We start from the raw sequence: 14,223 nt of genomic DNA, 5'->3' as shown, positions 1-14,223 counted from the left end.
GCAATCCTAATGCCACAGGATCTTGCTCAGGAAAGCGCGGCTGCGGTCGGTCTTGGGGTGCGAGAAGAACTCGTCGGGCGTGCCGCTCTCGACGATGGCGCCGGCATCCATGAATACCACGCGCTGCGCGACCCTGCGGGCAAAACCCATCTCGTGGGTCACCACCATCATGGTCATGCCTTCCTCGGCGACCGCGACCATGACGTCGAGGACTTCCGAGATCATCTCGGGGTCGAGCGCCGAGGTCGGCTCGTCGAACAGCATGATCTTGGGACGCATGCCGAGGCAGCGGGCGATCGCCACGCGCTGCTGCTGGCCGCCGGAGAGTTGCGCCGGATAGGCGTTGACCTTGTCGGCAAGGCCGACCTTGGCAAGCAGCTCGCGCCCGGCCTTCTCGGCCTCAGCGCGCGGGATCTTGCGCACGTGGATAGGCGCCAGCGTCACGTTCTCGAGCGCCGTCTTGTGCGGATAGAGGTTGAAGGACTGGAAGACGAAGCCGATCTCAGTGCGCAGCCGCGTCATGTTGGTGGCGGGGTCGCCGAGGCGCTGGCCGTCGACCATCAGGTCGCCGTCGCGGATCGTCTCCAGACCGTTGATGCAGCGGATCAAGGTGCTCTTGCCCGAGCCGCTCGGGCCACAGACGACGACTACTTCGCGCGGCTCGACGCTGAGCGTGATATCATTCAGCACATTGAGAGGGCCGAACCATTTGTTGACGCCGCGAAACTCGATCATGCCGGTACCATTTTTGCTGCGGTTCGACGTCATAACTGCACCTCGCCATGGGCCGCACCCATGCGCTGCTCCAGCCGGCGCGCCAGCATGATCAGCGGATAGCAGACGATGAAATAGCCGAGGCCGACGAGAAAGAAGACCAGCAGACCGTTCGGCACACGCTGCACCACCAGCCAGCCGACGCGGGTGAGGTCGGTGAGCCCGATGGCCGAAACAACAGAGGAATCCTTGATCAGCAGCACATACTGCCCGACCAGCGGCGGCAGCACGATGCGCATCGCCTGCGGGAGCACCACCTGGCGCATGCGCTGCCAGCGCGACAGACCGGATGCCAGCGCCGCCTCGACCTGGCCGATCGGCACCGAGCGGATGCCGGCGACGACGATCTCGCAGATGAAGCAGGCGGCCAGATTGGTCAGCGCGATGATGCCGGCGGTGAAGGCGTCGAGCTCGATGCCGAGTTCCGGCAGGATGAAGAAGATCAGGAAGATCTGCACCAGGAATGGCGTGCCGCGGATCAGGTCGACCCAGGCGCCGATCACGCTGCTGATCAGCCGGTTGCCCCCGGTCCGCAGGATGCCGAGGCCAAAGCCGATCAGTGTGCCCAGCACCAGGCTGATCAGCGACAGCACGACAGTCATGCCGAGGCCACGCAAGGCGAGGGGATAGCTGCCGGCGAGGCTTTGCAGCTGCTGCCAGATCATGTCCGTGCCCCCGCTAGGCCGAGCCAGCGCCCGGATAGCGCCGCCAGTCCCTTGAGCCCGTAATAGAGCAGGAGGTAGAAGGCGGCGATAGTGATAAAACCTTCCGCCGGCATGAAACGGTCGGAGGCGAGCAATTGTCCGGCGCGCGTCAGTTCGGCGACCGCGATCAGCGAAAGCAGAGCGGAATCCTTGACCAGCACGATCGCCTGGCCGAGCAGCGGCGGGATCGTCACCTTGAACGCCTGCGGTAGGATGACGAGGCGCATGCGCTGGACATAGGTCATTCCTGAGGCGACGCCGGCTTCGACCTGGCCGCGTGGGATCGACAGGATGCCGGCGCGGATGATCTCGGCGACATAGGCGCCGCTGTTCAGCGACAAAGCAAGGATGCCGACGACGAGCTCAGGCAGGATGATGCCGAGCCGTGGCAGGCCGAAATAGAGGAAATAGAGCTGCGCCAGCAAGGGCGTGGCGCGCACCGCGTCGATATAGGCCTTGGCCGGGATGCGGAACAGCCGGCCGCGCTGCAGGTTCATCGCGGCGAGCACGATGCCGATGGCGAGCGCGCCGGCAAAGGCGAGGACAGACAGCCAGACGGTCGTGACGAGGCCCTGCCCGAAGAGGGGCAGATATTCGACGATAGTGCGGAAGCTGAAGTTTTCGAGCATGGTGAATGGGCAGTAGTGAGTAGGCAGTAGTGAGTAGTGGAGGTGTCCGGAATGGCCATCAGCCACTCCATGCTCCCTACTTCCTTCCTACTCCCTACTCCCTGCCTCCTATTTGTCAGTGGTCCTTCTTCCAGTCGTCGGAATTGACCCAGTAGTCGAGGTTCTTCTGCAGGCGGCCGTCGAGGCTGACCTGGTCGAGGAACAGGTTCATCCAGGTGAGCAGGTCCTGCTCGTCATAGCGCGTGGCGAAGGCCAACGGCTCCTTCGACAGCATGTCAGGCATGATGGTGAAGCTGCCGGCCGGATAGGCGGTCGACTGGCCCTTGACCGCCGAGACGTCGTTGACGCCGCAATCGGCCTGGCCATTGTTGACGGCGTCGAGCAGCAGCGGGCCGCCGCCCTTGTAGCTCTTGATGTCGGCGTCGGGGAAGGCCTTCTTGGCCTCCTTCTCGCCGGTGGCGCCGAGCAGCACGGCGATCTTGGTGCCTTTGGCCTTGCAATCCTCGGTGGATTTGAACTTGCCGTCGGCCTTGGTGAAGACGGTGCTGCCGGTGTACATGTAAGGCTTGGTGAAGGCGACCTTCATCGCCCGCGCCAGCGTCGGCGTCATGTCGGCGACCAGAAGATCGGCCTTGCCCGACAGCAGCGCCGGGATCAGCCCGTCCCAATCGAAGTCCAGGAAGGTGATCTTGACGCCCATTTCCTTGGCCATCAGTTCGGCAAGCTCGACCGAACTGCCGGTGCGTTCGCCCGCCGCGCCGACCAGCGAGAAGGGCGGTCCTTGTGTCTGCACGGCGACGCGCAATTCGCCGCGCTTGGTGATCTCGTCGAGCGTCCCGGCGCTGGCCGCGGCAGTGAGGCCGGCGAGCGCAAGGCCTGCGATGAAAAGCTTGGCAATCGTCATTGGGCATTCCTCCTAGTTGTGTTTGTTATTTTCACTTTGTTGTTCCACCCCTTGGGGGTGCTTTTTGAGCGGCAGCGCCGTTGCCGGCGGCGACCACCGTTCGAAAATCCTCAATCCCAGCTGGTCATTTCGGATACTCGTATACCGCGCCGGGCCAGTTCGCCGAGGAAGCGGCCGTCGGGCACATGCAGCAGCGGGTTGAGCAGGCCGGGCTCGGTGATTTCGCCCCGCGCCAGCATCTGCGCGACGATGCTTGCGGGATAGCCGACACCTAGGCTCATGCCGAACAGGCCGGAGGCGAGATCGCGTTCGATGATAAGGTCCGAGGTCACCGTCTTGCGGCGGCCGCCTTGGGTGCCTGAGAAGACATTGCGCATCACGCACAGGTCCTTCTCGTCGGCGCCATACTGCAGTTGCGGGCCGAGCAGCCGGCCGAGAAATTCGCGTGGGCTGGCGCCAACGCCGGGCACCTTGTCTTCGGAGAGGAAGCCGAGCTCCTTCAGGGGCGCCCAGAACGCCGACCAGCCCGGCCAGCGCAGCGAATAGCGGCCGGAGCGCTGCAGCCCCTTGGCGGCGGCAAGCATGCCGGCGTAATGCGGTGCATCGCCATTGGGGAAGGCTTCCAACCTGCCCAAGCCCTCGACCTCGATCTGATGGATGAACGGATTGTCGTGCTGGCGGCCGGCCGGCACCTCGACCCGTTGGCCGTCCTCGACCAGCACGCTGTCGCGGTTCTGGCTGACCAGAACCATGTCAAAATTCCAGCTCACCTTGTAGCATAACGGTTTGGCCATCGCCTTCGGCTCGGGGATGCCGCCGCAATAGGAATCGATCGCGGTGATGGTGTCGAACTGCCGGGCGGCGCGCGCGTAGAGCACGAGGTCGATGCCGGGGTCGAGCCCGCATTCGGTCATGATCGAAACGCCGGCCGCTTCCGCTGCCGGGGCGAGGTCGGCAATCGTCTTGCCGTAATTGGTGGTGACCAGCGGCGTGCGCGTCGCGATTGCCGCCAGGACCGCCTCGCGCATCAGCGGCTGCGGCAACAGGTCGATCGCGGCGTCGACGCCCGCCAGCACATTCGCCAACACAGGGGCGATCGCGCCTTGGGGCACGACGAAACGCACGCGGGCAAGATCAGTCAGGCCGCCAAGCCGGGCTGCCCCATCCGGCGCGGTATCGACGCAGACGACCTCTTCGACATCGGCGCTGGCGACGAGATCGGCAATCGCCGCCCGGCCTTGCAGGCCGAGGCCGCCGAGAACCGCGATCTTCATGGCATTTCCTTTCGGCCAGTTTCGTCGCGCTTGGTCTCGTCCGACCAGCAGCCTTCCGGCAGGCTGACCCATTTGTTGCAGGAGGCCATGACGACGAAGGTCTCGCTGCGCACGACCTCGCCGGGCTCGCCCGCGCCGGGAATCAGCTCGCTGGTGACGCGGTAGAGATCGGCGACATCGCCGGCCACGGTCACGTCGACGATGATGTCGAAGCGTCCGGTGACGACGGAGGCCGAGTTCACGAAAGGCAGTTCGGCGATGCGCTGCGCCAGTTCCCGCGCCCGGCCGCGCCCCTGCGCATTGATGCCGACGATCGCCGAGATCAATTCTGGGCGCTCGGTCAGGTTGAGCAGCCCGACGATCTTGAGCAGGTTGCGGTCGAGCAGGTTGCGCAACCGCATGCGCACCGTCGGCACCGAGACGGCCATCTTCTCGGCGACTCGATTGACGCCAAGCTGCGCATCCTGCGACAGCAGCTTGACCAGTCGCCGGTCGGTCTGATCGAGATGTTCCCGCAAACGCTTAGGCTTTCACAAATGGAAAGAAATGATGGAGTTTTCTTTCTGATATGAAAACAGCTTAGGGTGTATCTTTTGAAATCGCAAGAGCGTTCGGCCGCCTGTCAACAAGGCCGAATGGTGGATCCGGGAGGCGGGAGGGCTTTGCCGGTGTCGTGGCCGGCTGAGGGCAAGTCGACTAACGCGGCTTCTTGATCCCTGGAATGCCGCCGATCAGCTCGGCGAGAAAGTCGACCAGCAGCCGGGACCCGAGCAATGCCCGCGCGTTCCGGGATGATCAGCATGCTCCCCGGAATGGGAGTGCGGGGCGTAGTCCGGCAGGATCACTTCCAGCCGGCCGGCCACCAGGAGATCGTCGACAAGCCAGTGATGGGCAGGTGCGATGCCGCGCCCGGCGACGAGCGCTTCGCGCGCGGCAAGCCCGTGGTCGATCCGAAATCGGCCGCCAAAAGGCACCGCGTGGCGATCACCGCCTGGCCCCTGCAGGGCGAGCGTGTCGCCTGCGCGAAAGAATGCGGACGCTCGAGACAACCCAGCCCATTTCCTATCGGCAGCAGAATGGCGGTGATTACCACATCCGCAGCATGCTGCTTCGACCCGAACTGGGCGATCCGGGTGCGACGGCTTCGCACTTCATGAGGACCGCGCCGGCGCAGCCACCAAGTCGGCGACGCCGCAGTCGACTTTGCGGGACGTGGCCTGACGCGGGATTCGAAAGATCATGGTCGGGCGAGGCGCCCGAAACCTATGGGATGAATCAGCGACCGGCCCGGAAGATCGCAACGGCTGCCGCCGTCAGCGCGGCATTGCCGGATGCCGCCGTTCCGTCCGGAAGCTGGTTGCCGTCCTCCAGCCCGACGCGTGTCGACCAGTTGCGCTCCGCCGCCCGGTGGACGAACGGCCAGACCGTGGCGTCGGCGCCGTGCAGCAGGATGGCGCGACGCATTCCGGCGCGGTCGAGCACGGCGGCGATGCCGTCACTGACCTCCAGCGCCGCGGCCGGTTCCTGCTCCGAAATCTCGATCAGGATGCGCAGCAGCTGGCTGCCATGGTCGAGGTGGACCAGGCGCGCGGCGTCGGCGACGGAGGCGAGCCCGGCCTCGATGCCGACGCCGCGCTGCCGCAGGCGCTCCATGACCTCGGGCGCGGCCTTCTCACTCAGATTGACCGAGGCATAGTCGGGCAGCTCGCTCCAGCCGGCGATCGCGGCAAGCGTCCGCTCGTCGTCGTTCTCGATCCAGGCGCCGGTCGACACGCCGATCAGCGTTCCAGGGCAGGCGCGGCGAAGCGCAAGGATGGTGCGGTCCATCGCCGCCGGCGCGAGACTTTCGCGGCCATCGGGCCCGCGCGCATGGACATGCAGCTCGGCCGCCCCTGCAGCCACGCAGACGGCGCCGTCGCGCGCCATGGTCTCGGGATCGAGCGGCAGTTGCGGATGGAAATCGGCGCTGCGTGCGCCATTGATGCAGGTCTGGACAATCATGGAGGTGGCGGCCCGGTTGCGGTTGCAACCAGTCTAGCGCATGACCTCGAAAACCGAAATCGGTCCGGCGCGCATTCCTGACAAGCGGATGCGGGCTGACCCGTGTTCAGTCACGATCTGTTGGCAGGCGAGATACGGTTATTTGACGTATGCTGGGCAGCTCAAGCAGCACTGCTGATCAGCTATCTTGACGATCGTCAGCGGATGCTGCCGTATCCGGCCCCGAGCACGCCAGGGGCAACGGCATGCCCGGCCGGCCGAAAGGATATTTTGAGAATGAGTGAGCTCAAGGTCAGGACCCGAACCACCGGCGCGGTTGCCGTGCTGTCGCCGGGCAGCTTGCCCGTCGTCACCACGCCGACCGGCGGCATGGTCGACGTCGTGACCGGTGCCAGCGCGCCCGGCTTCAATCCGCTCGACCTTCTCTATGCCTCCGTGGCCGCCTGCATGGTGCTGAGCGCCCGGATCGCTGCCACGCGCATGGGTGTCGCCGCCAGCCTCGGCGAGGTCCGTGCCGATGTGAGCGGCGCAAAGGCGGCGGGCGATGTTTCCCGCATCGGCCGCTTCACCATCACGCTCGACATATCGGGCGATCTCGACAAGGCCACGAAAAAGCGGATCGTCGAGGACGCCGAAACGATCTGCACGGTCAGCAACACGCTGCGTGAAACGCCCGAGCTTGTCACCACGCTCGCCGGCTGATCGCATTGGCCAATTTCACGTATCCTCCGAGGCCGCCCATGGCACGCATTTCCCCGATCGACTATGACACCGCCTCGCCTGAAATCCGCGCTGCGCACGACGAGGAACTGCGCTTGCGCGGCCGGATGACGAATATGAAGCGCATCCTGCTGCATTCGCCGGCCGCCCATCGCATCTATGCCGAGTGGTTCACCTTGCGCGACCTGCTGCGGCCTGATCTCGACGATCGCGCCATCTGCCTGTTTTCGCTGACGATTTCCGCGGCGTGCCGGGCCGAGGTACCGGTGACCTTCTTTCGGCGCGCGCTGATCGATATGGGGCTCGATCCCGAGAGCATCGAGCCGACAGCCGATGAAGCGCTGCTGATTGCCTTCGGCAAGGCCATCGCGACTGACGCCAATGCCGTTCCCGATGGGGATCTGGGCCGAACTGAAAGCCCGCTACCAGGAGCCGCTGCTCGTCAACCTAGTCGCCTTCGCCGGCATCATGGTGGCGACGACCGTGTTCACCAATGCGGTGAGCGTCGACCTCGATCCGAACTCGAGGCTTACCGCAAGAAGGCCTGAGGCAATCGAAGCCGCCGCGCTGGGCGACCTCTATCTGGAAAACTCGCTGCGCACGATGCCGTGGCGCTGGAGCTTATCGTAGAACGTCTTACGCGGAATCCCCAGCGCTTCGATCGTGCGCCTGACGTCGCCCTCGTTGCGGCCAAGCGTCTCGCGGATGATGTCGGCCTCGTAGCGCTCCAGCCGCTCCGGCAGCTTCATGTCGGCATCCGGCCGGGCTGGGCCAGGGGATGGCGCTCCAGCGTCTTCTCCCAATCCAAGCACAAACCGCTCGGCGAAATGCGCGAGCTCGCGCACATTGCCCGGCCAGTCATGGTCGCTCAGATGGCGGTGCACCGCGGCCGGCACCGCCGGCACTGGACGCCGGAAGCGGGCGGCGGCGCGCTCGGCGAAATAGAAGAACAGCAGGGCGACGTCGTCGCGGCGCTCGCGCAGCGGCGGGATGGAGATCGTCACCACGTTGAGCCGGTAGTAGAGGTCCTCGCGGAAGGTGCCGCGCTGGTGCGGGTCGCCGAGATCGACCTTGGCGGCCGCAACCACGCGTAAATCGACGGGCCGCAACTCGTTGGTGCCGAGCGGGGTGACCTCGCGCATTTCCAGCACGCGTAGCATCTGCACCTGTGTCGAGACCGGCATGCTTTCGATCTCGTCGAGGAAAAGCGTGCCGCCGCTGGCGTGCTCGATACGGCCGATCCGCTTCTTCTGCGCCCCGGTGAAGGCACCCGCCTCATGGCCGAACAACTCGCTCTCGATGACCGTCTCCGGCAGAGTGCCGCAATTCAGCGCAACGAAATTGCCCCTGGCGCGGCGACTCCAGCGATGCAAAAGGCTGGCCACCACCTCCTTGCCGGAGCCGGTTTCGCCGGTCACCAGCACGTCGACATCGGTGTCGGCGATCTGGCGCAGCGTGCGGCGCAGCCGCTCCATCGCCGGTGTCTGGCCGATCAGCGGCAGGCCGTCCTGCGCCTCTCCGGCCGCCTCGCGCAAGGCGCGGTTTTCCATCACCAAGCGGCGCTTTTCCGCGGCGCGGCGCACGCTCTGCACCAGCCGGTCGGCGGCGAAGGGCTTTGTGATGAAATCGTAGGCGCCGTCCTTGATCGCCTTGACAGCCATGGCAATGTCGCCATGCCCGGTGACGAGGATGACCGGAATGTCCGTATCAAGCCGCAGCACGCGGTCGAAAAGCTGCAGGCCGTCGATCTCGGGCATGCGGATATCCGACACCAGCACGCCGGCAAAACCGGCGTCGAGCCTGGCCAGCGCTTCGGCCGCTACCGAAAAAGCCGACACCGAAAAACCGGCAAGCTCGAGCGTCTGCGCGGTGGCTCTGAGAAGATCGCTGTCGTCATCGATCAGGATGACCGGCGCTGCGTCGTCATTCATCATGCTGCCTTGGCCGTTACACTGCTTTCAAGAGATGGATGGTGAAGCGGGTGCCGTTGTCGTCGCTCGAAACCTCGATGCGCCCGCCATAATCGGCGAGGATATCCTTCGAGATGACGAGGCCAAGGCCGAGGCCTTTTTCCTTGGATGTGTTGAACGGCGTGAACAGCGATCTGAGGATCCCTGGCGGAATGCCGGGTCCGTTGTCGGACACGCCGACCATCACGCCGTCCGCCGTCTCCTCGACCGAAACCCGCACCTTGGCCTCATCGCGGCCTTCCAGCGCTTCAAGCGCGTTCTGGAAGAGGTTGATCAGCACCTGTTCGAGCCGGACCCGGTTGCCCATGACCTTGAGGCTCGGCGGCGGCAGGTCGATGGCGAGCGCGTCGAGCCGGCCGGCAAAGCGGCTTCTCAAGAGCACCACTGCGCCCTCGATGATGCCGCGCAATTCGACAGGCTCGGCGGCAGTGCGGCCCTTGCGGGCAAAGGCCTTCAATTCCTCGGTGATGGTGCCTATGCGTTCGGTAAGTGCTGCGATGGCGCCGAGGTTTTCCTCGGCAGGCGCAGTCTGCTTGCGGTCGAGGAAGACGCGGGCGTTGTCGGCATAGGCGCGTATGGTGGCGACCGGCTGGTTGATCTCATGGGCGACGCCGGCGGCAACCTGGCCGAGGATGGCGAGGCGGTTGGCCTGGACCAGATCCTGCTGCACCACCTGCAGCTTGGCTTCCGTGCTGCGATGGTCTGATATCTCGGCCTGCAGCCGGTCGCGGGCGCGGCTCAGATCCTCGGTCCGTTCGACGACGCGGCGTTCGAGTTCGGTGCGCGCCGCCTGTTCGGCGGCGATCCGCATTTGTCCCGACTGCCGGCGCCACAACAGATACGCGGCAAGGCCGAGCAGCGGGACCAAGACGCCGAGCGCAAGGAGCCGCATTTCACGGGACGCGGCGGCGATCGGCACTTCTGCCGGGACGAGATAGTCGAGCCGCCAGGGGGTCGAAGGAACCGGCGTGGAAAGCCTGAGATATTCCGCGTCGCTGCCGCCGGGCGTCACCGCGTGGACGATCGACACGTCCGGGCTGAGAGCCTGCGGGCGTGTGATCGGCAACGGCATCAGCGGTGCGTCGCCGAACTGCTGGCTGCTCTGAATGGCGGCAAGATCAGGCCCGGTCAGCCGCGCCGTCGTCATGAAGCGCCAGGACGGCACGCTGGTGATCAGGACGACGCCATGCTCGTCGCTGACATAGGCCGGGCGGTTCACCTCGTGCCAGTCGGCCTCGAGTTGGTCGAACTCCGCCTTGACGACAACGACGCCGAGCGGTGCGGCAGCATCGCCGACGCGTCGCGAGATATAGAGGCCGGGGCGTTTGCTGACATTGCCGAGCGCGAAATATTCGGCGGTTCCCGATTGCATCGCCGTGGAGAAATAATCGCGGAACCGGTAGTCGTTGCCGACGAAGCTGATCGGGTCGCGCCAGTTGCTGGAGGCGATCGCCAGCCCGTCGGTGCCGATGACATAGAGCACAGAAGCCTTGGTCCCGGAGACCAGCCCGTCGAGCTTGCGGTTCAGCACATCGATTGCAGCAGCACTTTTCTGCGCCAGCGCATCGCGCACCTGCTGGTCTTCCGACAGCAGCAGGGGCAGGGCGCGTGGGCTTTCCAGCACAGCGCGCAGCAATGCGACCTTCAGATTGGCGTCGGTGCGACCTTGCGCCGCCAGTGTCCCAAGCTCCGTGGTGCGGCCATAGAGGCCGGCGCCGTAAAGTGCGGCCGTGGCGATCGCAAGGGCGATGGCCGCAAACAGCAGCCAGGCACGGCGCGCCCGCCTGCCGAGTTGCTCGGGCGTCGACGGCAAGGCAGCGGCGGGGCGTTGCAGCATCACCCATTTGTGCATGATTTCGCACAAAGCACAATTCGGCTATGCGGATATCCGCACTTTTTATGCGCGAAACGAAACCACGAGTTCGAAAATACTCAGTAAAATCAAAGGGACATTCTCTTCCACGCAGTCTGGCACGGCAGTTGCAAACACGAATTCAGCGGTCGCGAGGCTGCTGGGGGTCAATGCAATTGCTCCGGGAGGTCGAGCTTTCGATCGGAGCACAATGGAGGACGTCATGCAGACAGCATTCGCTGCCGCCGAGCCGCGCGGCAAACTTCCCTTCTACCGGCATCTCTATGTGCAGGTGCTGGCGGCGATCGCCGCCGGCGTGCTTCTCGGCCACTTCTATCCCGAAACCGGTGAGGCGATGAAGCCGTTCGGCGACGCCTTCATCAAGCTGGTGAAGATGGTGATCGCGCCGGTGATCTTTCTGACGGTGGCGACCGGCATCGCCGGCGTTTCCGACCTGCAGAAGGTCGGCCGCGTCGCCGGCAAGGCGATGATCTACTTCCTGGTGTTCTCGACGCTGGCGCTTGTCGTCGGTCTCGTCGTCTCCAATGTCGTCCAGCCCGGCGCCGGCATGCACATCGATCCGGCCACGCTCGACGCCACAAAGGTGGCGGCCTTCGCCGAAAAAGCGCACGACACCAGCATCGTCGGCTTCCTGATGAACATCATTCCCGATACGATCACCGGCGCTTTCGCGAAGGGCGACATACTGCAGGTTCTGTTCTTTTCGGTGCTGTTCGGGATCGCTCTTGCCGCGGTCGGCGATCGCGGCCGCCCGGTCGTCGATTTCCTGCAGGCGCTGACCACGCCGATCTTCCGCCTCGTCGCCATCCTGATGAAGGCGGCACCCATCGGCGCCTTCGGTGCCATGGCCTTCACCATCGGCAAATACGGCATCGGCTCGATCGCCAACCTCGCCATGCTGATCGGCACATTCTATCTCACCGCGCTGCTGTTCGTGCTGGTGGTGCTTGGCGCGGTTGCCCGCTACAACGGCTTCTCGATCCTGGCGCTGATCCGTTACATCAAGGAAGAGCTGCTGCTGGTGCTCGGCACCTCGTCCTCGGAAGCGGCACTGCCGGGCCTGATGGCCAAGATGGAGCGTGCCGGCTGCAACCGCTCGGTGGTCGGCCTGGTCGTCCCGACCGGCTATTCCTTCAACCTCGACGGCACCAACATCTACATGACGCTGGCCGCGCTGTTCATCGCGCAGGCGACAGACACGCCGCTTAGCTTCGGCGACCAGATCCTGCTGCTCGCCGTCGCCATGCTGAGTTCCAAGGGCGCTGCCGGCATCACCGGCGCCGGCTTCATCACGCTGGCCGCGACGCTGTCGGTGGTTCCCACCGTGCCAGTCGCCGGCATGGCGCTGATCCTCGGTGTCGACCGCTTCATGTCAGAGTGCAGGGCACTGACCAACTTCGTCGGCAATGCGGTGGCGACAGTGGTCGTGGCACGCTGGGAAGGGGAACTCGACCAGACCAAGTTTGCCGCCGCCATGGCCGGCGACTTGCCTGAGGAGGTCGACCTGTCGCTGCCAGGGCTGCAGGCCGCCTGACCGTTCAGGCTGCATGGCATATCCCGAAGCCGGCTTGCCGCCGGCTTCGGGATAGCCACCGTCAATCTCTAACATCTGCGATTATCACAGGCCAAGCCGCTGCGCCTCAGATGTAACAGGCTTGTGAGTCTAGTTCTTGGCGCGGGGCTTGTTCCAGCCGCATTTGAAGGTCAGTATCCGCCATGCCTTCAAGGTGCCCGTCCGCTTCGATCCCGACCTGATCGCGACCGAAGGTGAGACATTTCCGTCGGGCTCGGTTGCGAGCGGCCGAACCGTCGGAGCTTTTGCTGCCGCCGACCTGACCAAGGCGGCAGCCCTCGAAGGCAATCGCGGCGTCGGTGCGAAGTCGCAAGAGACGTGACCCGTCTCCTGACGGAAGGCGCAGGCTTCCCTCTCAGGAACTCGTCGCGCTTGAAGAGGGGGGCGGCCGGTGAGCGGGTTTTTGCCGAAACCAAAGCAAGATGCGAGGTCAAACGCGATGCAGTCTGTACCGAGGATTCCGGTATCCATCATCATCCCGAACTACAATTACGCGCGTTTCCTCAAACGCAGCATCGATAGCGCCCTCGAGCAGGATTACGCGGACGTCGAAGTCATCGTCGTCGACGACGCATCGCAGGACAATTCCACGACAATCATAGAATCATATCGCGGCGAGATCCTCGCCCGCCCGCGCGCGCAAAATGGCGGGCATGCCGCCGCGTTCAACACCGGCTTTGCGGCAAGCTCTGGCAAGATCGTCCTGTTCCTCGACGCCGACGACTATCTCTATCCAACCGCTGTTTCAACGATCGTCGACACCTGGGATGCGGCAACCGCCCAGGTGCAGTCCAGGCTGCATATCGTCGACGAACGACAACGCATCAAGGACGTCTTTCCGCCGCCCGAACTGCCCTTCGACAGCGGCGACGTCATGCCGAAACTGCTGCACAAGGGCCGCTATCAGACGACCGTGACCAGCGGGCTGGCCTTTGATCGCACAACCCTGGAATCGATCATGCCGATTCCCGAGCCGGAGTTCCGCCAGGGCGCCGATGGCTACCTTGCAACGCTGGCGCCCATGTACGGACACGTCCAGTCCATCGACGAATGCGTCGGCGCCTACCGGATCCACGGCGCCAACCATTCGGTATTCGGTGAAAAGCTCGCCGAGCGGGCACGCTGGCGGGTAACCCACGATTTCCGCCGCATGCAGGCGCTGTCGGACCAGGCTTCCGGGATCGGCCTGACCATCGTGCCGTCCGATGCTGTCCGCCACGATCCGGTCCACCTGGAAGAGCGGTTGGCGTCGCTTTGCGCGGACAGGCGCCGGCACCCCGTAGCCGACGATTCCCGGCTGGCGCTCGGGGCGGCCGGCGCCGTAGCCAGCCTCGAAATGACCGCGTCCCTGCGCCGGCGCGCCGTCCTTGCCGCATGGTTCCTGTCGGTCGGGGTGTTGCCGCGGAAAATGGCGACGGCGGTCCTGTCGTGGAAGCTTGACGCATCGTCGAGACCGGCATTCCTTAGCCGCCTGTCCAAGACAATCCGCCACGCCATGGGATAGAAGGCCGTCGCCCGAAGCTTGGAAAACAGATCAAGTCAAAGGTTGGCACTCTACGGTGCCCCCCTCTGTCCTGCCGGACATCTCCCCCCACTTGGGGGAGAGATTGGCCGTCATCTTTGATTTCGCCAATCGCCAACCTCGAAAAGAGGCGCTGTCGGCGGAACTGCCAATCTCCCCCCTTGTGGGGGAGATGGCCGGCAGGACAGAGGGGGGCGCGGGTCCCATAGGCGCTAACTTAGGGGTAGACTGGTGGAATCGAGATGTGATTCCTAGGCCAGATGCAAAGGAATGATTCCA

Annotated in this window: 13 protein-coding genes and 2 pseudogenes; 5 read left to right on the top strand and 10 right to left on the bottom strand. The window is 64.6% G+C overall.

Going from position 1 to position 14,223, the window contains the following annotated elements:
• Positions 1 to 6: 6 nt before the first annotated feature.
• The 8 genes and pseudogenes from AC0L25_RS11345 to AC0L25_RS11310 all read right to left on the bottom strand — a co-directional run bounded on the left by AC0L25_RS11345 (position 7) and on the right by AC0L25_RS11310 (position 6,286).
• On the bottom strand, positions 7 to 735 hold the full coding sequence (locus tag AC0L25_RS11345; RefSeq protein ID WP_473595564.1) for an amino acid ABC transporter ATP-binding protein: 729 nt from the start codon (positions 733 to 735) through the stop codon (positions 7 to 9).
• A gap of 29 nt (positions 736 to 764) precedes the next feature.
• Complete coding sequence (locus tag AC0L25_RS11340; RefSeq protein WP_473595563.1) at positions 765 to 1,439, bottom strand: amino acid ABC transporter permease; 675 nt, start codon at positions 1,437 to 1,439, stop codon at positions 765 to 767.
• A complete protein-coding gene (locus AC0L25_RS11335; RefSeq protein ID WP_473595648.1) occupies positions 1,436 to 2,107 on the bottom strand; it encodes an amino acid ABC transporter permease in 672 nt (223 codons plus the stop codon). The genes AC0L25_RS11340 and AC0L25_RS11335 overlap by 4 nt, the downstream gene beginning before the upstream one ends.
• A gap of 115 nt (positions 2,108 to 2,222) precedes the next feature.
• Positions 2,223 to 3,011 (bottom strand): ABC transporter substrate-binding protein, encoded by a 789-nt coding sequence (locus AC0L25_RS11330; protein ID WP_023799181.1) that lies wholly within the window; start codon positions 3,009 to 3,011, stop codon positions 2,223 to 2,225.
• Positions 3,012 to 3,121: 110 nt separating this feature from the next.
• Positions 3,122 to 4,285, bottom strand: coding sequence for a saccharopine dehydrogenase family protein (locus tag AC0L25_RS11325; RefSeq protein ID WP_473595562.1), 1,164 nt, complete (start codon positions 4,283 to 4,285; stop codon positions 3,122 to 3,124).
• Positions 4,282 to 4,803 (bottom strand): Lrp/AsnC family transcriptional regulator, encoded by a 522-nt coding sequence (locus tag AC0L25_RS11320; RefSeq protein ID WP_473595561.1) that lies wholly within the window; start codon positions 4,801 to 4,803, stop codon positions 4,282 to 4,284. Before AC0L25_RS11320 ends, AC0L25_RS11325 begins: the two co-directional genes overlap by 4 nt.
• Positions 4,804 to 4,981: 178 nt before the next feature.
• A pseudogene (locus tag AC0L25_RS11315) lies at positions 4,982 to 5,301 on the bottom strand (LysR substrate-binding domain-containing protein); the annotation flags it as partial.
• A gap of 259 nt (positions 5,302 to 5,560) precedes the next feature.
• Positions 5,561 to 6,286: a 3-keto-5-aminohexanoate cleavage protein gene (locus tag AC0L25_RS11310; RefSeq protein ID WP_473595560.1), complete on the bottom strand. Its 726-nt coding sequence runs from the start codon at positions 6,284 to 6,286 to the stop codon at positions 5,561 to 5,563.
• Positions 6,287 to 6,562: 276 nt separating this feature from the next.
• Between AC0L25_RS11310 and AC0L25_RS11305 the strand changes: the two genes are divergently transcribed.
• Both AC0L25_RS11305 and AC0L25_RS11300 read left to right on the top strand, forming a co-directional pair.
• Positions 6,563 to 6,988 (top strand): OsmC family protein, encoded by a 426-nt coding sequence (locus AC0L25_RS11305; RefSeq protein WP_473595559.1) that lies wholly within the window; start codon positions 6,563 to 6,565, stop codon positions 6,986 to 6,988.
• Between the two features lie 38 nt (positions 6,989 to 7,026).
• Positions 7,027 to 7,636: pseudogene (locus AC0L25_RS11300) on the top strand (carboxymuconolactone decarboxylase family protein).
• On the opposite strand, the gene AC0L25_RS11295 reads toward AC0L25_RS11300, so the two are convergent.
• Entirely contained in the window at positions 7,585 to 8,940 is a 1,356-nt protein-coding gene (locus AC0L25_RS11295) for a sigma-54-dependent transcriptional regulator (protein WP_473595558.1), read from the bottom strand. The pseudogene AC0L25_RS11300 and the gene AC0L25_RS11295 sit on opposite strands and share 52 nt — an antisense overlap.
• 13 nt (positions 8,941 to 8,953) lie before the next feature.
• Positions 8,954 to 10,813: a sensor histidine kinase gene (locus tag AC0L25_RS11290; protein WP_473595557.1), complete on the bottom strand. Its 1,860-nt coding sequence runs from the start codon at positions 10,811 to 10,813 to the stop codon at positions 8,954 to 8,956.
• A gap of 238 nt (positions 10,814 to 11,051) precedes the next feature.
• On the opposite strand from AC0L25_RS11290, the gene AC0L25_RS11285 reads away from it, so the two are divergent.
• The 3 genes from AC0L25_RS11285 (at position 11,052) to AC0L25_RS11275 (ending at position 13,926) form a co-directional block, all read left to right on the top strand.
• Complete coding sequence (locus tag AC0L25_RS11285) at positions 11,052 to 12,383, top strand: dicarboxylate/amino acid:cation symporter (protein ID WP_473595556.1); 1,332 nt, start codon at positions 11,052 to 11,054, stop codon at positions 12,381 to 12,383.
• Between the two features lie 148 nt (positions 12,384 to 12,531).
• Complete coding sequence (locus tag AC0L25_RS11280) at positions 12,532 to 12,744, top strand: hypothetical protein (RefSeq protein ID WP_473595555.1); 213 nt, start codon at positions 12,532 to 12,534, stop codon at positions 12,742 to 12,744.
• Positions 12,745 to 12,861: 117 nt separating this feature from the next.
• On the top strand, positions 12,862 to 13,926 hold the full coding sequence (locus AC0L25_RS11275; RefSeq protein ID WP_473595554.1) for a glycosyltransferase family 2 protein: 1,065 nt from the start codon (positions 12,862 to 12,864) through the stop codon (positions 13,924 to 13,926).
• Positions 13,927 to 14,223 lie beyond the last annotated feature (297 nt).

This window comes from Mesorhizobium sp. WSM4813 (assembly GCF_055811555.1).
Note: the sequence above shows the minus strand (reverse complement) of the source record. Positions and strands in the feature narration are given on the sequence as shown.

Coding starts and splice junctions, on each gene's coding strand:
- AC0L25_RS11345 (WP_473595564.1), bottom strand. CDS start 735: ATGATCGAGTTTCGCGGCGTCAACAAATGGTTCGGCCCTCTCAATGTG.
- AC0L25_RS11340 (WP_473595563.1), bottom strand. CDS start 1,439: ATGATCTGGCAGCAGCTGCAAAGCCTCGCCGGCAGCTATCCCCTCGCC.
- AC0L25_RS11335 (WP_473595648.1), bottom strand. CDS start 2,107: ATGCTCGAAAACTTCAGCTTCCGCACTATCGTCGAATATCTGCCCCTC.
- AC0L25_RS11330 (WP_023799181.1), bottom strand. CDS start 3,011: ATGACGATTGCCAAGCTTTTCATCGCAGGCCTTGCGCTCGCCGGCCTC.
- AC0L25_RS11325 (WP_473595562.1), bottom strand. CDS start 4,285: ATGAAGATCGCGGTTCTCGGCGGCCTCGGCCTGCAAGGCCGGGCGGCG.
- AC0L25_RS11310 (WP_473595560.1), bottom strand. CDS start 6,286: ATGATTGTCCAGACCTGCATCAATGGCGCACGCAGCGCCGATTTCCAT.
- AC0L25_RS11305 (WP_473595559.1), top strand. CDS start 6,563: ATGAGTGAGCTCAAGGTCAGGACCCGAACCACCGGCGCGGTTGCCGTG.
- AC0L25_RS11295 (WP_473595558.1), bottom strand. CDS start 8,940: ATGATGAATGACGACGCAGCGCCGGTCATCCTGATCGATGACGACAGC.
- AC0L25_RS11290 (WP_473595557.1), bottom strand. CDS start 10,813: ATGCTGCAACGCCCCGCCGCTGCCTTGCCGTCGACGCCCGAGCAACTC.
- AC0L25_RS11285 (WP_473595556.1), top strand. CDS start 11,052: ATGCAGACAGCATTCGCTGCCGCCGAGCCGCGCGGCAAACTTCCCTTC.
- AC0L25_RS11275 (WP_473595554.1), top strand. CDS start 12,862: ATGCAGTCTGTACCGAGGATTCCGGTATCCATCATCATCCCGAACTAC.